This is a genomic window from Agromyces sp. NSFZ (assembly GCF_056156205.1).
Window position 1 is genome coordinate 329,742 of record NZ_CM149585.1, and the last position, 19,902, is coordinate 349,643.

At 71.0% G+C, this 19,902-nt stretch carries 13 protein-coding genes; 9 read left to right on the forward strand and 4 right to left on the reverse strand.

The genetic code is table 11. The annotated features are described in order from the left end of the window. The first annotated feature begins 18 nt into the window (after positions 1-18). Complete coding sequence (locus ACVFI9_RS01635) at positions 19-1,596, forward strand: FAD-dependent oxidoreductase (protein WP_474764307.1); 1,578 nt, start codon at positions 19-21, stop codon at positions 1,594-1,596. A 7-nt stretch (positions 1,597-1,603) separates the two neighbouring features. Here the strand turns inward: ACVFI9_RS01635 and ACVFI9_RS01640 are convergent, their stop codons facing one another. Both ACVFI9_RS01640 and aspS read right to left on the reverse strand, forming a co-directional pair. Then, entirely contained in the window at positions 1,604-2,515 is a 912-nt protein-coding gene (locus ACVFI9_RS01640) for a formylglycine-generating enzyme family protein (protein ID WP_474766349.1), read from the reverse strand. A gap of 188 nt (positions 2,516-2,703) precedes the next feature. After that, a complete protein-coding gene (gene aspS, locus ACVFI9_RS01645) occupies positions 2,704-4,047 on the reverse strand; it encodes an aspartate--tRNA(Asn) ligase (RefSeq protein ID WP_474764308.1) in 1,344 nt (447 codons plus the stop codon). Between the two features lie 97 nt (positions 4,048-4,144). Here aspS and ACVFI9_RS01650 point away from each other — a divergent pair, with 97 nt between their 5' ends. From ACVFI9_RS01650 to ACVFI9_RS01680, 7 genes are all read left to right on the forward strand, one after another. Then, on the forward strand, positions 4,145-4,789 hold the full coding sequence (locus tag ACVFI9_RS01650) for a histidine phosphatase family protein (protein ID WP_474764309.1): 645 nt from the start codon (positions 4,145-4,147) through the stop codon (positions 4,787-4,789). Further along, positions 4,789-5,376: a TlpA family protein disulfide reductase gene (locus ACVFI9_RS01655; RefSeq protein ID WP_474764310.1), complete on the forward strand. Its 588-nt coding sequence runs from the start codon at positions 4,789-4,791 to the stop codon at positions 5,374-5,376. The genes ACVFI9_RS01650 and ACVFI9_RS01655 overlap by 1 nt, the downstream gene beginning before the upstream one ends. A gap of 37 nt (positions 5,377-5,413) precedes the next feature. Further along, entirely contained in the window at positions 5,414-6,169 is a 756-nt protein-coding gene (locus tag ACVFI9_RS01660; protein WP_474764311.1) for a cytochrome c biogenesis CcdA family protein, read from the forward strand. A 10-nt stretch (positions 6,170-6,179) separates the two neighbouring features. After that, positions 6,180-7,901 carry a cytochrome c biogenesis protein ResB gene (gene resB, locus ACVFI9_RS01665; protein ID WP_474766350.1) on the forward strand — a complete coding sequence of 574 codons (1,722 nt, stop codon included), beginning with the start codon at positions 6,180-6,182 and terminating at the stop codon, positions 7,899-7,901. A 51-nt stretch (positions 7,902-7,952) separates the two neighbouring features. After that, on the forward strand, positions 7,953-8,945 hold the full coding sequence (gene ccsB, locus ACVFI9_RS01670; protein ID WP_474766352.1) for a c-type cytochrome biogenesis protein CcsB: 993 nt from the start codon (positions 7,953-7,955) through the stop codon (positions 8,943-8,945). Positions 8,946-8,987: 42 nt separating this feature from the next. Next, the gene (locus ACVFI9_RS01675; RefSeq protein ID WP_474764312.1) at positions 8,988-11,549 is read left to right on the forward strand and encodes an ATP-binding protein; all 2,562 of its coding nucleotides are present in this window, start codon (positions 8,988-8,990) and stop codon (positions 11,547-11,549) included. A gap of 116 nt (positions 11,550-11,665) precedes the next feature. Next, the gene (locus tag ACVFI9_RS01680; protein WP_474764313.1) at positions 11,666-11,896 is read left to right on the forward strand and encodes a hypothetical protein; all 231 of its coding nucleotides are present in this window, start codon (positions 11,666-11,668) and stop codon (positions 11,894-11,896) included. A 47-nt stretch (positions 11,897-11,943) separates the two neighbouring features. On the opposite strand, the gene ACVFI9_RS01685 is transcribed toward ACVFI9_RS01680, so the two are convergent. Together ACVFI9_RS01685 and ACVFI9_RS01690 are read right to left on the reverse strand one after the other, a co-directional pair. Further along, positions 11,944-12,465 carry a glycine cleavage system transcriptional repressor gene (locus ACVFI9_RS01685; RefSeq protein WP_474764314.1) on the reverse strand — a complete coding sequence of 174 codons (522 nt, stop codon included), beginning with the start codon at positions 12,463-12,465 and terminating at the stop codon, positions 11,944-11,946. A gap of 60 nt (positions 12,466-12,525) precedes the next feature. Then, complete coding sequence (locus ACVFI9_RS01690) at positions 12,526-13,665, reverse strand: epoxide hydrolase family protein (protein ID WP_474764315.1); 1,140 nt, start codon at positions 13,663-13,665, stop codon at positions 12,526-12,528. Between the two features lie 171 nt (positions 13,666-13,836). On the opposite strand from ACVFI9_RS01690, the gene pulA reads away from it, so the two are divergent. Further along, the gene (gene pulA, locus ACVFI9_RS01695; protein ID WP_474764316.1) at positions 13,837-19,878 is read left to right on the forward strand and encodes a pullulanase-type alpha-1,6-glucosidase; all 6,042 of its coding nucleotides are present in this window, start codon (positions 13,837-13,839) and stop codon (positions 19,876-19,878) included. The last annotated feature ends 24 nt before the right edge of the window (positions 19,879-19,902 follow it).

A 19,902-nucleotide genomic window follows, 5' to 3' on the forward strand; every position in this document is an offset into this window, starting at 1 on the left:
GCGGTCTTGACTGGGCGCATGACGAGCCTCTGGAGAGACGCGGCCACGCCGGGCGACGACGACGAGCTGCCCAGCTCCCGATACGAGGCGGCTGAGCTGCCCCCCGGCCGCTTCGACGTGGCGGTCGTGGGCGCCGGGATCACGGGCCTCGCGACGGCGCTCATGCTCGTGCGCGGCGGCCTCGAGGTCGTGGTCGTCGAGGGGACGCGCGTTGCCGCGCTCGCAACCGGCGCGAACACGGGCAAGGCGAGCGTGCTGCAGGGCTCGCTGCTGCACCGCATCCGCCGCTCTCATTCTGCGCGACTCGCGCGCGCCTACGTCGAGGCGAACCTCGACGGGCAGCGGTGGATCGCCGAGTTCGCGCAGCACCACGGCGTGCCCGTGAGCGAGGAGACGGCCTACAGTTACGCCGCCGCCGACGACGGACTCCGCACGGTCGACCGCGAGTTCGCCGCCGCGCTCGAGGCGGGGCTGCCGGTCGAACGCGTCGATCGGATGCCGGTGGGCTTCCCGTTCGCGGGCGCCGTCGCGCTCCCCGGGCAGCTCGCGCTCGATCCCTACCGACTCGCCGTGGCGATGGCGCGCGTGTTCGTCGCCGAGGGCGGCGTGCTCGTCGAGGGCGTGCGCGTCGAGGGCGTGCACGCCGGCGGGCCGGTCGAGGTGCAGACGCTCGAGGGCCCGATCCGAGCGGATGCCGCAGTCATCGCGACCGGCACGCCGATCCTCGATCGCGGCCTCTACTTCTCGAAGCTCCAGGCCTCGCGCAGCTACCTCACCGCGTACCGCGTCGCGGAGCCGCCGCCGCCCGGGCTGTTCCTCTCGGTGGACGAGCCGACGCGGACCCTCCGCACGACGCCCGACCCGGCGGCAGCTCCCGGCGTCCCGGGCGTCTCGGGCTCCGACGCGCCGCCGCTGCTGCTCGTCGGCGGCAACGACCACCCCGTCGGCCAGGAGCCGTCCACCGAGGCGAAGGTCCGCGACCTCATCGACTGGACGACGGAGCACTTCCCGGGCGCCGAGCTCACCCACCGGTGGGCGGCACAGGACTACCACTCGCTGAATCTCGTGCCGTTCGTCGGGCGGATGCCCCGTGGCCGTGGCCGCGTCTGGGTCGCCACCGGCTACGGCAAGTGGGGGCTCACCAACGGCGTCGCAGCGGCCATCCGCATCTCGTCGGAGATCCTCCGGGTGCCGTGGTTCGAGCGCCGACCGTGGATGCGCGTGATCGGCACGCGCATCACGATGCCGGGCGATGTCGGGCGCGGCGTCGCCGAGGCCGGCCGCGTCGCACGCAACCTCGCGTCGGGCTGGGCGGAGGCGCAGGGGAATCCGGCGCCCGCGGAGCGGCCCGCGGAAGGCCAGGGCACCGTGGTGAATCGGGGCGGAGTGCCGTACGGCGTGTCCACGGTCGACGGACGCACCTGCGCCGTGCGCGCCGTGTGCACGCACCTCGGGGGCGTGCTCAACTGGAACGACGCCGAGTCGACCTGGGACTGCCCGTTGCACGGCTCGCGCTTCGAGGCATCCGGCCGCCGCATCGAGGGACCGGCGGTCTACGACCTGCCCGAGGCGACGCGCACCCCGCCGCGCATCTGACTGGGGCTCAGGCCGCGTCGCGGGCGCACCGGAAGCCGATGTGGGTCGTGGCGGTGTCGTCGGCCTGCGGTGATCGCGCGGCCGGCCGATAGCGCAGGCAGTAGTCGGGGGAGCAGAGGTGCGATCCGCCCTTCAGCACCCGCCGGGGAATGCGCGAGCCGGGTTCGGCGGATGCCTCGGCGAGCAGGTTCCGGCGATCGCCCGGCTCCACGGGCACGGCGGGTGCCTCGCCGGGCATCTCGTGGCGCGGCGTGTAGTAGTCGGTCGTCCACTCCCACACGTTGCCCGTCACGTCGTAGAGGCCGTACCCGTTCGGCGGGAACGTCATGACCGGCGAGGTGCCGACCCACCCCTCGGCGCCCGTGTTCCGGTAGGGGAAGTCGCCCTGCCAGCGGTTCACCATGAGCCGGCCGCCGGGGCGCTCCTCGTCGCCCCAGGCGAAGCGCGCACCCTCGAGGCCGCCGCGGGCGGCGTACTCGAATTCCGCCTCGGTGGGCAGGCGCCTGCCGGCCCAGGTCGCGTAGGCCGAGGCATCCGCGAAGCTCACCTGCACGACCGGGTGCGTGGGCCGGTCATCGACGGATGACCCGGGGCCGAACGGATGCCGCCAGCTCGCGCCCGGTACCCAGCGCCACCACTGCCGCCAATCGCGCAGGTCGACGGGGCCCGGGGTCGGGGTGAACACGAGTGCGCCCGGCACGAGGTCGTCGGGATCCGCTCCCGGCACGTCGGCGGGATCGATGGGCCGCTCGGCCACGGTGACGTAGCCTGTCGCCTCGACGAACGCGGCGAACTGCTCGTTCGTGACGGGGTGCCGGTCGATCTCGAACGCGTCGACACTGCGCTCGTGCACGGGGGTCTCGTCGGCGGAGAACTCGGCCGACCCCATGGTGAACGTGCCGCCCTCGATGCGCACCATCCCCGTGGCATCCGTCACGCTTCGACCCTACGCCCGCGGCGAAGAAACACATGAGAATCCGGCCCGCGCCGGCCCTGTGGGTTGGATGGAGCGGATTCTCATGTGTTTTCTCCCCGGGCGGGGCAGGGCGGGGGCCCGGCCGCGCGGTGCGGCGCGAGCGGCGGCGAGGTGCAGGGGGAGTGAGGGGACTACGGGAGCAGGCGCGTGGGGCCGCGGAACAGGTACGTCGTCTCGCGGATCGAGTGCTCCTCGAGCATGAGCATGAGCACGCGCGCGAGGCCCATGCCGAAGCCGCCGTGCGGGGGCACCCCGTAGCGGAAGAAGTCGAGGTAGAACTCGAGCTCCTCTGGTTCGAGCCCCTTCTCCTTCGCCTGGGCGATGAGCACGTCGATGCGGTGCTCGCGCTGCGCGCCGGTCGAGATCTCGACCCCGTTGTAGACGAGGTCGTACGAGTTCGTGAGGCCCGGGGCATCCGCGTTGCGCATGTGGTAGAACGGCCGGATGCTCGAGTCGTAGTCGGTGAGGAACACGAAGTCGTGGCCGTACGTCTCCTTGACGTACTGCGAGATGCGGCGCTCGCCCTCGGGGTCCATGTCGGCGTCGGCGCGAGGCACGACGTAGCCGTGGTCGGCCACGATCTGCTTGGCCTCGGCGAGCGGAATGCGGGGGAAGGGCGTCGTCGGCACCTGCAGCTCGACGCCGAAGAGCTCGGCGATCTCGGCGCCGTGCCTCTCCTTGACCGCGGTGAACGCGGCGACGAGGAGCTCCTCGTGCATGCGCATGACGTCGTCGTGCGAGTCGATCCAGCTGATCTCGGCGTCGATCGAGGTGAACTCGGTCGCGTGCCGTGACGTGAAGGACGGGTCGGCGCGGAACGCCGGCCCGATCTCGAACACCTTGCCGAATCCGGCCGGTTGGGCCATCTGCTTGAAGAACTGCGGGCTCTGCGCGAGGTACGCCGTGGTGTCGAAGTACCCGACCTCGAAGAGCTCGGCGCGCGACTCGGAGGCGCTGGCCATGAGCTTCGGGGTGTGGATCTCGATGAAGTCGTTGTCGATCCAGTACTGGCGGAGCGCGTGCTCGAACGTCGTCTGGATGCGGAAGATGAGGTGCTGCTTCGGGTGGCGCAGGTCGAGGAAGCGCCAGTCCATGCGCTTGTCGAGGCTGGAGTCGGCTGCGATCGGGGTCTCGAGGGCCGCGGACACCACGTCGAGCGAGCCGATCTTCACCTCGAGGCCGCCGAGCTTCACGCGCTCGTCGTGCTTCAGCTCGCCCGTGACGGTCACGAACGTGCCATGCGAGAGGGCCGAGATCTGCTCGGTGAGGGCGAGCGCCTCGGCTGCGCCGACGCTCACGCCCTCTGGGTCGAGCTCGCGCACGGCCGGGTTCACGAGCTGCACGGCGGCGGTCTCGTCGCGCAGGATGACGAACTGCACCTTCTTCTGATCGCGCACGGTCTCGACCCACCCGGCGACGGTCACGGGGCCGTCGGGCAGTGCGGCGAGGTTCTTGATCAGGGTGCGTGAGGTCACGATCGACCATCCTACCCGCGGGGGTCCCGTCATCCGGTGGCCCGGACGACCGCACCCTCGGCGGATTCAAAGGGAACGCCTCTCTAGACTGGACACCGTGCCGGCCGAGCAGATCCATCTCGTGCGCCATGGCGAGGTCTTCAACCCGCAGGGCGTGCTCTACGGGCGCCTGCCGGGCTACGGTCTCTCCGACCTCGGCCGGCAGATGGCGCAGGCCGCGGCCGACGACCTGCTCGCCCGAAAGCGTCCCGTGGGGCTCCTCGTCTCCTCCCCGTTGCAGCGCACGCAGCAGTCGGCCGAGCCGATCGCCGAGGCCTTCGAACTCGAGGCCCGGCTCGACGAGCGCGTCATCGAACCCGAGAACCGCTTCGAGGGCCTGAAGATGCACGGGCGCGAGTCCGCGCTCCGCGACGTGCGCAACTGGACGTTCCTCGTGAACCCGTGGGAGCCGAGCTGGGGCGAGCCGTTCCGCTCGATCTCGCGCCGCATGCTGCACGCGATGCACGACGCGTGGGATGCCACCGAGTCCGGCGACGCCGTCATCGTCAGCCACCAGCTGCCGATCTGGATGGTGCACCGCCGGGTCGCCGGCAAGTCGCTCGCGCACGACCCGCGTCGGCGCCGGTGCGCCCTGTCGAGCATCACGTCGTTCGAGCTCCGCGGCGGCCGGTTCGCGGAGGTCGGATACCGCGACCCCGCCGCCGGCCTCGCCGCTCAGGCCACCGACGTGGGGGCGGTGTGATGCGCGTTCGCCTCGTCGCGCTCGTCGCGGCATCCGCGCTCCTGCTCACCGGATGCACGAGCGACCCGCTCGCCGAGCAGTACCGCGAGGGCAGCGGCAAGAACTACATCGCCGGCGACGGCACCATCTCCGAGTTCGCGGAGGCGCAGCGCGGTGAGTCCATCGAGTTCTCGGGCGAGACGGTGCAGGGCGGCACGTTCGACTCTGCCGACATCCGCGGTGACGTCACCGTCGTGAACTTCTGGTACGCGGGCTGCGCTCCGTGCCGGGTCGAGGCGCCCATCCTCGAGGAGGTGTCGCAGTCCTTCGCGGGCGACGCGGTGAGCTTCGTCGGCGTGAACGTGCGCGACCAGGCCGGCACCGCGGCCTCCTTCGAGGAGACCTACGGCGTCACCTACCCCTCGATCCTCGACGTCGAGTCGGGCACTGCGCAGCTCGCCTTCGCGGGCGACGTTCCTCCCGCCGCCGTGCCGACGACGATCGTGCTCGACCAGGAGGGCCGCGTCGCGGCACGCGTGCTCGGCCAGCTCACCGAGGCCTCGATCCTCGAGTCGATCATCGACACGCTCCTCGCCGAGCAGGCGTAGGCGCGGGGCGCGAGCGAAGGGCGGAGACGGCGACGGCATGGGCGGCATCGGCGACATCGTGCTCAACGGGCAACTGCTCGCGGCCGTGCCCATCGCGCTCGCGGCGGGTCTCGTCTCGTTCCTCTCCCCGTGCGTGCTGCCCCTCGTGCCGGGCTACCTCGGCTACCTCGGCGGGTTCACGGATGCCTCCGCCATCGCCGCGGAGGAACGACGCAACCGTCGCAGGCTGGTGCTCGGCGTGCTCCTGTTCATCGCGGGGTTCACGGTCGTGTTCGTCACCTTCAACCTGCTCGCGGGTGTCGCGGGCGCGTGGTTCAACGCGTACGGCGAGGTCATCACCCGGATCCTGGGCGTCGTGCTCATCGTCATGGGCCTCGTGTTCATCGGCCAGTTCACGTTCCTGCAGCGCACGGTGAAGCCGTCGTGGCGGCCGGCGACCGGGCTCGCGGGCGCGCCGCTGCTCGGCGTCGTGTTCGGCCTCGGATGGACCCCGTGCATCGGCCCGACGCTCGCCGTCGTCCTCACCCTCAGCGCCGACTCCGCCTCGGCGGGCCGTGCGGTGCTGCTCGGCCTCGCCTATTGCATCGGACTCGGCATCCCGTTCCTGCTGGTCGCCCTCGGGTTCGGCTGGGTGACGGGCTCGATGGCCTTCTTCCGCCGCCACATCCGCACCATCAACATCATCGGCGGCGCGCTCCTCATCGCGATCGGCCTGCTCATGGTGTCGGGCCTCTGGAACATCTGGATGTACGAACTGCAGGCGGTGATCCAAGGCTTTGTCCCCGCGATCTGACCCCGACGCGCTGTCGCGCCCCGACGACCACATCGACGCCGCCCGGCGGCCCTCCGATGCGGCACCGGCGACCCAGCCGAAGCTCGGTCTCGTCGGCTGGCTCCGGTTCGCCTGGCGGCAGCTCACGAGCATGCGCACCGCGCTCCTCCTGCTGCTGCTGCTCGCCATCGCCGCCGTTCCGGGCTCCCTCGTTCCGCAGCGCTCGAGCGACCCGAACGGCGTCTCGCAGTACTTCGCCGACAACCCCGACCTCGCGCCGGTGCTGGACTCGTTCCAGATGTTCGACGTCTACACGTCGGTGTGGTTCTCGTCGGTGTACCTGCTGCTCTTCGTCTCGCTCATCGGCTGCGTCATCCCGCGCACGAAGCACCACTTCGAGGCGCTGCGGGCGCGGCCGCCGCGCACCCCGGCGCGGTTGTCGCGACTGGCCGGGTACACCGAGCGGCCGCTGGCGGTCCCTGAGCCTGTCGAAGGGGCGACCGCTTCGATCTCGGTCCCTGAGCCTGTCGAAGGAACGAACGCAGCGGCGGATGCCGCGATCGACGCCGCGGCGGCACAGCTCAAGCAGGCCGGGTACCGGATCGAGCGCTACGAGCTGCGCGGCGAGGCATCCGTCTCGGCCGAGCGCGGCTACCTGCGCGAAACCGGCAACCTCGTGTTCCACACGGCACTCCTCGGCGTGCTCGTCGCGGTCGGCATCGGCGGCGGCTTCGGGTTCTCGGGCCAACGGGTCGTGGTCGAGGGCCAGTCGTTCGTGAACACGCTCGCCGCCTACGATTCGTTCAACCCGGGCCGTTTCTTCGACGACGCGAACCTCGATCCGTACCGGCTCTCGCTCGAGGAGCTCGATGCGGTGTACGAGACGCAGAACCAGGACGCCATCGGCCAGCCGATCGATTTCACGGCGCGCGTGTCCGTGCAGGCGCAGGGCGGCGAGGCGGAGTCGGGAGTGGTCAAGGTCAACGAGCCGCTGCGCGTGCACGGCACCGACGTGTACCTGCTCGGCAACGGGTACGCGCCCACCATCACGGTGCGCAACCCCGACGGCGACGTCGTGTTCACCGACTCGGTGCCGTTCCTGCCGCAGGACGCCAACCTCACGTCGATCGGCGTCGTGAAGGTGCCCGACGGCCTCGACGACCAGCTCGGCATGGTCGGCTTCCTCTATCCGACCCAGACGACACTGCCCTCCGGCGCCTACACGTCGAGCTACCCCGACCTCGTGTACCCGGTGCTGACGCTCAACGTCTACCAGGGGGACCTCGGCATCGACGAGGGCACTCCCACCTCGGTGTACACGCTCGACCCGTCGAGCATGGAGCAGCTCACCGGCGGCTCCACCGGGGTCGACTCGATCGAGCTCATGCCCGGCGACACGGTCGACCTGCCGAACGCGCTCGGCTCCATCACGTTCGAGAATGCGGACCCGGATGCCGCGGCCGACGACTACTCGCAGAGCGTTTCGCGCTTCGCCAGCTTCGACATCCACAACGACCCGTCGCAGGGCTGGGTGCTCGTGTTCGCGATCCTGATCCTCGCGGGGCTCCTCGTCTCGCTCTTCGTGCCGCGTCGCCGGATGTGGGTGAAGGCCGCACGCCGGCCCGACGGGTCGGTCGTGCTCGAGTACGCCGGCCTGGCGCGCGGCGAGGACCCGGGTCTCGAGGACGCCGTCGCGGCGTTCGCCGACAAGCACGCGGGAACCGCCGATGATCGCACGAATCCTTCGACGTAAGGTAGAACAGTGACGCTCGACCAGATCTCCATCACCCTCGTGTACTCGGCCATGGCCGTGTACGCGATCGCGTTCATCGCGTACGCGATCGACCTGGCGCGACGGTCGGCTGCGGCGACCGCGTCGGTCGCCCGGAGCGTCGAAACGGCACCGGTCGCTGAGCCGGTCGAAGCGGCCGTGAGGGGCGGGCTCACTTCGACGAGCTCAGCGAACGCCGGGCCGGGTGCCGCGGGCGGACCGGCTTCGACGGGCTCGGCGAACGGTGCCGTCGCCTACGGCCGTTCGCCGTCGCTGCGGGTCGCCGTCGCGATGTCGGTCGTCGCGTGGCTCTTGCACCTCGCCGCCGACGTCACGCGCGGCATCGCCGCCGAGCGCGTGCCGTGGGCCAACATGTACGAGTTCGCGCTCACCGGCACCCTCGTCATCACGACGGTGTACCTGCTCGTGCTCGTCGTCTCGAAACACGACCTGCGCTTCCTCGGCACCTTCGTGACGGGCCTCGTGCTCGTGCTCCTCGGTGTCGCCACCGTGAACTTCTACGTGAGCGTGGTGCCGCTGCCTCCGGCGCTGCAGTCGGCGTGGCTCGTCATCCACGTGTTCGTCGCCACCGCCTCGGTCGGCTTCTTCGCGCTCGGGTTCGCGCTGTCGGTCGTGCAGCTCCTGCAGTCGCGACGCGAGACGCTCGTGGCGTCGGCCGAGGCCGTGAAGCAGTCGTTCCTCGCGACGCTGCCCGACTCGGCGACGCTCGAGAACCTCGCGTACCGGGTCACGATCATCGGATTCATCCTCTGGACGTTCACGCTCATGGCCGGCGCGATCTGGGCCGAGGCCGCGTGGGGCCGGTACTGGGGCTGGGACACCAAGGAGGTGTGGACCTTCATCATCTGGGTGGTCTACGCCGGGTACATCCACGCGCGGGCGACCCGCGGGTGGCGCGGGTCGCGGTCGGCGTGGCTCGCGATCATCGGCTTCTCGACGGTGCTCTTCAACTTCACCGTGGTCAACCTGTTCTTCAAGGGACTGCACGCCTACTCCGGGCTCTGATCACTCGTTGCGCTCGCGCGCGCGACCGACCACCATCGCACTATGAGGCTGCTCGAGCGGGAGCCGGAGCTCGCCGCACTCGGCGAAGCGGCGAAGGCCGCGGCGGCGGGCCACGGATCCGTGGTGCTGGTGCACGGCGAGGCGGGCATCGGCAAGTCGAGCCTCGTGAGCGCGCTGCGCGACCAGCCGCCGCCGGGATGCCGCGTGCTGGTGGGCGCATGCGACGCATTGTCGACCCCGCGCACGCTCGGACCGTTGCGCGACCTCATCCCCGTGGTCGGGGTCCGTCTCCGTGCCGCGCTCCGAGGCGGTGACCGGGAGGAGGTCTTCGACGCCCTCCACGAGGAGCTGACCTCCGTGCCCGGCACCGTGCTCGTCGTCGAGGACGTGCACTGGTCCGACGAGGCGACGCTCGACGCGCTGCGGTTCCTCGCGCGGCGCATCGACGGCATTCCGGGGGTGCTCGTCCTGACGTATCGCGACGACGAACTCGACCGCGGACATCCGCTCGCGGGAGTGCTCGGCGACCTCCGCGGCCACGTGCGACATCTTGCGTTGAGTCGGCTGTCGACGGACGCGGTCGGCACGCTCACGGCGCCGCTCGGGCTGGACCCCGGGCGCGTGTACGACCTGACGGGCGGCAACCCGTACTTCGTGAGCGAACTCGTGGCGACCGCGGATGCGGCACGCGTGCCGCCGACCGTGGTCGACGCGGTCTCCGCACGGCTGCGACGCCTCGACCCCGTGACCCAGGGACTCGTCGAACAGCTCGCTGTCATTCCCTCGGTCGTCGGCCCGGCCGAGCTGGCCCGCCTCGTGCCCGGCGGACCGGGTGCGCTCAGCGCGGCGGAGGAGGCGGGACTGGTCATCGTGCGCCCCGACGCCGTGCAGTTCCGGCATGAGTTGACGCGGCGTGCCGTGGTCGACGCCCTGCCCGCCTCGCGCCGCATCGAGCTCAACGCGAGCGTGCTGACGGTGCTGGTCGAGCTGGGCGCCGACCCGGGCCGCATCGCGTCGCATGCCGCCGAGGCCGGTGACGTCGACGCGATCGTGCGGTGGGCGCCGCGTGCCGCTCGCGACGCGGCAGGGAGCGGGGCGCACCGGCAGGCGGCGGCGCACTACCTCGCCGCGCTCGCTCAAGCGGACCGATACGACGATGCCGAGCGCGCCGACCTGCTTCAGGCCGCGGCGATCGAGGTGTACACGATCGGGAACGGGCCCGAGGCGGTCGAGTCGCAGCTCGCGGCTGTACGCCTGCGGCGGGAGCAGGGCGATCCCGCCGCACTCGGCGAGAGTCTGCGGTGGCTCTCGAGATTCCAGTGGCTGTCGGGCCACCGTGCGGAGGCCGAGCAGGCCGCCGCCGAGGCATCCGCCGTGCTCGCGACCTCGCAGGACCGGGGACTCCTGGCGCTGGCCGTGAGCAATGAGGCGCAACTCGCCATGCTCGCGCACGACCTGCCCCGCACGATCGAGCTCGCCACGCGCGCGGTCTCGCTCGCCCGCGAGGCCGGCGAGCGCCGTGCACTCTCGCATGCGCTCACGAACCTGGGCACCGCGCACCTGTTCCAGAACCGCGATGTGGGAATCGGCGAACTCCTCGAGGCGGCCGACATCGCGGCCGCCGGCAACTTCACCGACGACGCCGCCCGCGCGCACGTGAACCTGGTCTGGTCCCTGCTCGACCAGTACCGACTCGAGCTCGCGGAGGAGTACCTCGCTCCCGCCCTCGAATTCTCCGAACGCACGGAGGTCGTGGGCCTGTGGATCTACCAGCAGGTCGAGCGCGCGCGACTGCACCTCGCGCGGGCGCAGTGGGAGGCCGCCCTCGCCGCCATCAGGTTCCCGGGCGACGCACTGCCGCACTCGCAGGTGGCCGCCCTGGTGGTCAGCGGGCTGGTCGGGATCCGTCGAGGAGACGCGGGTGCCGAGGCGATGCTCGAGGACGCACGCCGGATCGCGGATCGACTCGGCGACCTGCAGCGCACCGGGCCCGTCGCCGCAGGCCTGACCGAGGTCGCGCTGCTCCGCGGCGACCTCGCCGAGGCCCGCGCGATCGCCCGTCCGGTGTACGACGAGGCGGTTCGGCGTCGGGCGTCGAGCCTGCAGGCCGAGCTCGCGTCGCTGCTCCGGCGCGCGGGGGAGCCGGTCGAGGCGCCCGTCGGCGATCACCCGTTCGCGGTGCAGGCCCGCGGCGACTGGGAGCGTGCGGCCGAGCTGTGGCGGTCGATCGGATGCCCCTACCACGAGGCATCCGCCCTGGCCGAGAGTCCGCACGAGGCGGACCTGCTGGCCGCGCTCGCCATCCTCGATCGCATCGGCGCGGCGCCGCTCGCCCGCCGCGTGCGGGGCGAGCTGCGCGATCGCGGAACGCGGAGCATCCCACGCGGGCCCTCCATGCCGACCCGCAGCAACCCTGCCGGACTCACGGGCAGACAGGTCGACGTACTGCGGCTCCTGGCCGAGGGACGCACCAACGCCGAGATCGCCGAGCGGCTGGTGCTCTCGGTGCGCACGGTGGACACCCACGTCGCCGCGATCCTCGCGAAGTTGGGGGTGTCGTCACGGCATGAGGCCGCCCGACGTGCGGGCGACGTGCTCGCGTGATCTCAGTAGTCCGACGATGAGATCTGCGTAGTACCGCGGATGTCCGGCGACGGTGGTTCGCCGTAGAACAGATTCAGGCCCCGAAACGGGTCAGGAAACGAACCCCAGGAGTCATCATGGCCACCCCGCTCTTCGCCACCGGCTCGGTGCCGGTCGCACCGCACCGCGACGCCACGCTGGTCGAGCGCCTCTCTCGCCGCGTGGGACTCGCGCTCCTCGAGTGGAGCCGCGCCGCCGAGCTCCGGCGCAGCCGTGAGCACCTCGCCGAACTGCACGAGCGCAGGCGCGAGGCCGAGCGTCTCCGCACCGAGCGTCAGCGCGACATGATGCTCGCGCGCCTCATCTGACGTCGGCCTCCGACTTCGGCTGCCGGACGCCTGCCACCGGCATCGGCTCAGGCCTCGCCGACGGTGAGGTCGACGAACAGCTCGCCGGCGGTGCGATCGAGGTCGTCGCGAACGTCGTGCGGATCGACCCCCGGCGGCACGCGCACCACCAGGTGCGCCTCGAACAGCCGTCCGCCGGCCATCGGGGCATCCCGCCGTTCGGTCGACATCGTCTCGATGCTGAGCCCATGACGGGCGAGGGCCGCCGAGATGTCGCGCACGATGCCCGGGTGATCGCTACCGATGAGGTCGATGCGCAGGTGCGACCATGTCTCGCTCGGCGTGGACGGCTCGTCGGATCCGGGGTGCGTCGTCACCTCCATGAGGCCCTCGAGGGCGTCGAGCGCGGCGCGGAGCTCGTCGGCTCGCTCGTTCGGCACGGTGACCACGACGATCCCGGCGAACTGTCCGGCGAGCTCGGCCATCTGGCTCTGCTCCCAGTTGCCGTCGTGGGCGGTGATCGTCTGGGCGAGTGTCTCGACGAATCCGGCGCGGTCGTCGCCGATGACGGTGAGCACGAGTCTGGACATGGGGGCATCAAATCACGGCGCGTGGGCCGCGGTCGAGCCATCCGGCGTCCGCGACGACGTTCAGCGCGTGAGCACGGCGAAGAACTCGCCCACATCGCTCGCGTAGAGCTCGGGTTGCTCGAGCGCCGCGAAGTGCCCGCCGCGCGGCATGTCGGTGTAGCGCGCCAGGCGGTAGTTCGGCTCGACCCACCGCCTCGTGGCGGGATTGATCTCGGCGGGGAAGGCGGCTGCGGCGGTCGGCACCTCGGGCACGGGGTGCACGCGCCCCTCGGGGTCGAGCCGAGACTCGTAGTAGATCATGGCGGATGACGCGACCGAGCGCGGGACCCAGTAGAACATGAGGTTCGTCAGCAGGTCGTCGGGCGTGAAGGCGTCGAGGCCGCCGTCGCTCCATCCGTGGAACTTCTCGAGGATCCAGCCCGCGAGCCCGGCGGGCGAGTCGGTCTGCGCGATCGCGAGCGACTGCGGCTTGGTCGACTGGAGCTGGGCGTACGCCCGGCCCGTGGCATCCGTCTGAGCCCATCGGGCGAGGAGGTCGCGCTCGTGCTCGTCGGCGTCGTCGGCCCACGCGGGCGTGCGGTGCACGCTGACCAGGGGCAGGTTGGTGTGGTAGCCGATCACGGAATCGGCATGCAGTTGCGAGAGTCGCGACCCGATGATCGCACCCCAGTCGCCGCCGGCGACGCCGTACCGCACGTGACCGAGCTCGGCGGTCATGAGCGTGTGCATGGCCTCGGCGATGCGGGTGACGCCCCACCCGGGCTCCGCGGGCTTGCCGCCGAAGCCGAAGCCGGGAAGCGACGGCATGACGAGGTCGAACGCGGCCTCGCCGCGGCCCGGGTTCGTCAGCGGCTCGATGACGTGCCGGAACTCGACGATCGACCCGGGCCACCCGTGCATGAGCAGCAGCGGGATCGCGTCGGCCCTGCCCGCCGAGGCCCGGAACACGTGCAGGTCGACGCCGTCGACGGGCACCGCGATGGGGTCGAGGCTGTTCAGCCACGCCTCATGCGGGCGCCAGTCGTAGTCATCGGCCCAGCTCCGGCAGAGCTCGCGCAGTGCGGTGAGGTCGGTGCCGGCCTCCCAAGGCGCGGCGGGGAGTGGTTCGGGCCAGCGGGTGCGATGCAGGCGATCGCGCAGGTCGACGAGCTCCTCCTCGTCGACGTGAATGGGTGCTGGGCGATGCGCGCTGGCGGCCATGCTCGATTATCGCCGGTGAGAGCGTTTTCAGAACTGGAGCCCTTGGAGCTGCCGCTGCGCGACGCTCCAAGGAAGGAACTCTGTAAGCGCTTGCATTAACGCGAGCCGCGCTGCTACCGTCGCGAGCAACGTCGGTGGCACGGGGTCGTGCCGGAATTCGGGGAGTCAAGGATGACGCAACGCGCTCGTGTCCGAAACTGGGTCGCCCTGCTGTTGTCGGGGGTGTTGGCGGCGTCCGCCGCGGTCGTCGGCACGGTGATGCCGGCGGCCGCCGAGGAGCCGCGAACGTTCGCGCTCGTGGGCGACCTGCAGTCGGAACTCGGATGCCCCGGCGACTGGCAGCCCGACTGCGCCGCGACCGAGCTCATCGCCACGGCGACGCCCGGCGTGTTCGCGGCGGAGTTCACGATCCCGGCGGGCTCCTGGCAGTACAAGGTCGCCGTCAACGACACGTGGGACGAGTCCTACGGACTGAACGGCGGCGGCGACAACATCCCGCTCACCGTCGCGGGCGACACGCCCGTGCGCATCGTGTTCGACGACGCCCAGCACCGCGTCGGCCTCGAGGCGACCGCCCTGCGCGGCGCGTACGACGATGCATCCGACGCGGCCCTCGTGGCCGATCCCGTGCGCCAGCTCGGCAGCGACGAGGTGTTCTACTTCGTCATGACCGACCGGTTCGAGAACGGCGACCCCACGAACGACGAGGGCGGCCTCACGGGCGACCGTCTCGCGACGGGGTACGACCCCACCGACAAGGGCTTCTACAACGGCGGCGACCTCGCGGGCCTGCGCTCGCAGCTCGACTACATCGACGGTCTCGGCACCACGGCGATCTGGCTCACGCCGAGCTTCAAGAACCGCGCCGTGCAGGGCACGGGGGCGAACGCGAGCGCCGGCTACCACGGCTACTGGATCACCGACTTCACGCAGATCGACCCGCACCTCGGCACGAACGCCGAGCTCGAGGCGCTCATCGCCGATGCCCACTCCCGCGGCATCAAGGTCTACTTCGACATCATCACGAACCACACCGCCGACGTGATCGACTACACCGAGGGCCAGTACGACTACGTCGACGTCGGCACGGAGCCGTACCGCGACGCTGACGGCAACGTCTTCGACCCGGCCGACTACGCGGGCGCCGGCGCGCCGGCGTTCCCGCCGCTCGACGCGGCGACGAGCTTCCCGTACACGCCCACCGTGGCGGCGGAGGACGCCGATCTCAAGGCGCCCGAGTGGCTCAACGACCCGACGCTCTACCACAACCGCGGCAACACCACGTGGTCGGGTGAGTCGGTCACGCTGGGCGACTTCGACGGGCTCGACGACCTCATGACGGAGCATCCGACGGTCGTGAACGGCTTCGTCGCCGTCTACCGGGACTGGATCGACCTCGGCATCGACGGCTTCCGCATCGACACCGCGAAGCACGTGAACCCCGAGTTCTGGGAGCAGTGGTCGACGCAGGTGCTCGACTATGCGCACTCGCCCGCCGTCAACAAGCCCGACTTCTTCATGTTCGGCGAGGTGTACGACGCCGACCCCGCGAAGCTCAGCCCGTACGTGCGCAACACCGACATGAATTCGGTGCTCGACTTCACGTTCCAGTCGCAGGCGGTGAGCTTCGCGGCAGGGAACTCGGCGAAGAACCTGCAGTCGCTCTTCGCGGGCGACGACTACTATACGACCCCCGACTCGTCGGCCACGGCGCTGCCGACCTTCCTCGGCAATCACGACATGGGTCGCGTGGGCTACATGCTGCAGTCGACGGATGCCCCGCTCGCGCGTGACGAGCTCGCGCACGAGCTGCTCTTCCTCACCCGCGGCCAGCCCGTGGTCTACTACGGCGACGAGCAGGGCTTCGCGGGCCTCGGCGGAGACAAGAGTGCACGGCAGACGCTGTTCGCGAGCCAGGTCGCCGAGTACCAGAACCAGCCGCTCGTCACGGGCGAGACCGCCGGCAGCGTCGACCGCTTCGGCACCGACGCGCCGCTCTACCAGCACATCGCCACGCTCGCCGACCTCCGCGCGGCGCATCCGGCGCTCGCGACCGGTGCCCAGATCGAGCGCTATGTCGACAACGGCGCCGGCGTCTACGCATTCTCTCGCGTCGACCGCACCGAGCGAGTCGAATACCTCGTGGCGGCGAACAACGCGAACGAGCCGCGCACCGTGCAGGTGCCGACGCTCACGGGCGACGGCGCGTTCGAGGTGATCTACGGCGACGGCCAGGCCGTGACCGCGGATGCCTCGGGCGTGGTGTCGATCACGGTGCCGCCGCTCGGCACGGTCGTGTGGACGGCCGACCGGCCGGTGACCGCCCCCGACGCGGCATCCGCCATCTCGGTCGCCGTGCCCGTCGCGGGCGCCGGCGTGACCGGAGTGACGCCGGTCGCCGCCGACGTGGCCGACGCCGCCTGGCAGGAGACGAGCTTCGCGTGGCGGGTCGCGGGCGCGGGCGACAACGCGTGGCACGCACTCGGCACGGCTGAAGACACGAGCCCCCGCGTCTTCCACGACACGGCGGGGCTCGCGAACGGCACGCTCATCGAGTACCGCGCGGTTTCGACGGATGCCGCGGGCCAGCGCGCCGCCGCGTCGACCTACGCGTCGGTCGGCAACGCGGTGAACCTCGTCGAGGAGGAGGAACCGGAGCAGCCGATCGACCTCGTCACGGTGCCGGGCAGCCACAACGCCGCGATGGGGTGCCCAGGCGACTGGACGCCCGGCTGCGAGGCCGCGAAGCTGACCCTGCGCGCCGACGGCATCTACGCGGGCGCGTTCGACCTGCCCGCCGGCGACTACGAGTACAAGGTCGCCATCAACGGCAACTGGGACCTCAACTACGGGGCGAACGGCGAGCAGAACGGCCCGAACATCACCTACTCGCACCCGGGCGGGCCGATCACGTTCTTCTGGAACCCGAACACGAAGGTCGCCTCCTCCACCGCCGAAGGGCCGGTCGTGACCCTGCCGGGCAGCTTCCAGTCGGAGATCGGATGCCCCGGCGACTGGCAGCCCGACTGCCTCGCGTCGCTCATGCAGGACGGCGACAAGGACGGCGTGTACACGTTCGCCACGTCGTCGATTCCCGGCGGCAACTACGAGGTCAAGGTCGCCCACGGCCTCAGCTGGGACGAGAATTACGGCGTCGGCGGCGCGCCCGGCGGCGCGAACTACGCCTTCACCGCGACCGACGGCAAGCTCGTCGAGTTCCGCTACACGCTCGCGACGCACGTGCTCGAGATCGTCGTGACCGACCCGCCGCTCGCGGGCACGGGGCAGTTGCGCGCGCACTGGGTGAGCGAGGACACGATCGCGTGGCCGGCCGAACTGCTCGGCGGAGCATCCGCCGACTCGGCGGCCTGGGCGCTCGAGCACTCGGCGTCGGCCGCGCTCGCGGTGGCTGACGGCGCGGTGAGCGGCGGCGACGGCGCCGTCGAGCTCGCGTTCGACCCGGCCGGTCTCACCGACGCGCAGCTCGCGGAGTTCCCGCACCTCGAGGGCTTCCTCGCGCTGCATCCGGTGGGGATCGACCGCGCGGCGGTACAGCAGCTCCTCACCGAGCAGCTCGCGGTGTCGCAGACGACGGATGCGACCCTCACGGCCTTCACGGGCGTGCAGGTGCCTGGCGTGCTCGACGACCTCTACGCCGACGCCGTGGCATCCGTGCCCCTCGGTGCGACCGTGACCGGCATGGAGGCGACGCTGCGGCTCTGGGCGCCGACCGCGCAGCAGGTGACGCTCGAGGTGTGGCCGGCGGGCGGCGTGGGAGACCCGAACCTCATCGCCGCCTCCTTCGATGCCGCCGACGGCACGTGGAGCGTCGTCGGGCCGTCGGTCGGCGACGAGTACCGCTGGCGCGTGGAGGTGTTCGCGCCGACGACGGGCGCCATCGAGACGAACTCGGTGACCGACCCGTACTCCGTCGCACTCACGACGAATTCGGCGCGCACGGTCATCGTCGACCTCGATGACGAGTCGATCGCCCCCGAGCAGTGGGCCGAGACGCCCGCACCCGTCGTGGAGCGCCCGGTCGACCGGGCCATCTACGAACTCCACGTGCGCGACTTCTCGATCACCGACGAGAGCGTGCCGGAGGCCGAGCGCGGCACCTACCGTGCCTTCACGCGTGACTCCGCGGGCACCGCGCAACTGCGCGAGCTCGCCGAGGCGGGCATCAACACGGTGCACCTGCTGCCCACGTTCGACATCGCCACGATCGAGGAGGACCGGGCCGCGCAGGCGACCCCGGCGTGCGACCTCGCGTCGTTCGGCCCCGCGTCACCCGAGCAGCAGGCCTGCATCGACGCGGTGCGCGACCTCGACGGCTTCAACTGGGGCTACGACCCGTTCCACTTCCAGGCGCCGGAGGGCTCCTACGCGGTGGACCCGAACGGCGGCGCGCGCGTCGGCGAGTTCCGTGAGATGGTCGGAGCGCTGCACGGCATGGGCCTGCAGGTCGTGCTCGACGAGGTGTACAACCACACCGCGGCATCCGGTCAGGGCGAGAAGTCGGTGCTCGACCGCATCGTGCCCGGCTACTACCAGCGGCTCAACGCCCTCGGCGCCGTCGAGACCTCGACATGCTGCCAGAACATCGCGACCGAACACGAGGTCGCCGAGAAGCTCATGGTCGACTCCGTGGTGCTCTGGACGACCGAGTACAAGGTGGACGGGTTCCGCTTCGACCTCATGGGGCACCACTCGAAGGAGAACATGCTCGCGGTGCGGGCGGCGCTCGACGAGCTCACGCTCGAGGCCGACGGCGTCGACGGGTCGGCCGTCTACCTCTACGGCGAGGGCTGGAACTTCGGCGAGGTCGCGAACAACGCGCGGTTCGAGCAGGCCACGCAGGGCCAGCTCGGCGGCACGGGCATCGGGACGTTCAACGACCGGCTCCGCGACGGCGTGCACGGCGGAAGCCCCGTCGTCGGCGAGTCGATCTTCGACCAGGGCTTCGGCACCGGTCTCGCGGGCGACCCGAACGGCCACCCCGTGCGCGACGGCACGCGCGACCTCGGCCAGCAGACCGATCTCGTGAGGGTGGGCCTCGCGGGCAACCTGCGCGACGTCGAGCTCGTCGGTTCCGATGGCGTGCTGAAGACCGGCGCCGACGTCGACTACAACGGGTCGCCGGCCGGCTACGCCGACCAGCCCGACGAGGTCATCACGTACGTCGACGCGCACGACAACGAGACGCTGTACGACCTCGGCGTGCTGAAGCTGCCCGTCGGCACGTCGATGGCCGACCGCGTGCGCATGAACACGCTGTCGCTCGCGACCGTCACGTTCGCGCAGACGCCGTCGTTCTGGCATGCCGGCACGGAGCTGCTGCGCTCGAAGTCGCTCGATCGCAACAGCTACAACTCGGGCGACTGGTTCAACCGCATCGACTGGACCGGCCAGGAGTCGACGTTCGGATCGGGCCTTCCGCCCGCCGCCGACAACGAGGACAACTGGGCGACCATGGCCCCGCTCCTCGCCGACCCCGCCCTCAAGCCGACCGCAGCCGACATCGCCGCCGCCGAGGCATCCGCCCTCGACCTGCTGCGCGTGCGCGACGAGGTCGACCTGCTGCGGCTGGGATCGGCGTCGCTGATCAATGAGAAGGTGTCGTTCCCGAACAGCGGGGCGGATGCCACGGACGGGCTCATCGTGATGCTCATCGACGACCTCATCGGCGAGGACGTCGACCCGTCGCTCGAAGGTGCGCTCGTCGTGTTCAACGCGTCGCCCGCGGTGATCGAAGAGCAGATCGCCGGGCTCGCCGGCCGGTCGTTCGAGCTGGCCGACGCGCTCGCCGAGGGCGCCGACCCGGTGGTGAAGGCCACGGAGTGGGATGCCGCGACCGGGTCGCTCACCCTGCCGGCGCGTACCGCCGCGGTGCTCGTCGACGAGCAGGAGCCGCCCGCGACGGCGACCTCGGTCGTCGCCGTGCCGAACAAGGTGTTCGCGAAGGCCGGGTCGTCGGTGAAGGTGACCGGTCAGGTCTCTGCCGCAGACGGCGCGGCGCCCGTGGGCACGGTCACCCTGTTCGATGGCGACGTTGCGATCGCGACGGCGCTCGTGGGCACCGAGACCGACGGCGGGTTCGAGGTGAAGCTGCCGAAGCTCGGCGCCGGGGTGCACGTGCTGACGGTGACCTTCGACGGAGCTGAGGGGTACGCGGACTCGCAGTCGGTGCCCATCGTGATCGTGCTCTGGTAGCACGCAGCGCCGCGGGTTGGGGTG

Coding starts and splice junctions, on each gene's coding strand:
- ACVFI9_RS01635 (WP_474764307.1), top strand. CDS start 19: ATGACGAGCCTCTGGAGAGACGCGGCCACGCCGGGCGACGACGACGAG.
- ACVFI9_RS01640 (WP_474766349.1), bottom strand. CDS start 2,515: ATGGTGCGCATCGAGGGCGGCACGTTCACCATGGGGTCGGCCGAGTTC.
- ACVFI9_RS01655 (WP_474764310.1), top strand. CDS start 4,789: ATGCGCGTTCGCCTCGTCGCGCTCGTCGCGGCATCCGCGCTCCTGCTC.
- ACVFI9_RS01660 (WP_474764311.1), top strand. CDS start 5,414: ATGGGCGGCATCGGCGACATCGTGCTCAACGGGCAACTGCTCGCGGCC.
- ccsB (WP_474766352.1), top strand. CDS start 7,953: ATGGCCGTGTACGCGATCGCGTTCATCGCGTACGCGATCGACCTGGCG.
- ACVFI9_RS01675 (WP_474764312.1), top strand. CDS start 8,988: ATGAGGCTGCTCGAGCGGGAGCCGGAGCTCGCCGCACTCGGCGAAGCG.
- ACVFI9_RS01680 (WP_474764313.1), top strand. CDS start 11,666: ATGGCCACCCCGCTCTTCGCCACCGGCTCGGTGCCGGTCGCACCGCAC.
- ACVFI9_RS01685 (WP_474764314.1), bottom strand. CDS start 12,465: ATGTCCAGACTCGTGCTCACCGTCATCGGCGACGACCGCGCCGGATTC.
- ACVFI9_RS01690 (WP_474764315.1), bottom strand. CDS start 13,665: ATGGCCGCCAGCGCGCATCGCCCAGCACCCATTCACGTCGACGAGGAG.
- pulA (WP_474764316.1), top strand. CDS start 13,837: ATGACGCAACGCGCTCGTGTCCGAAACTGGGTCGCCCTGCTGTTGTCG.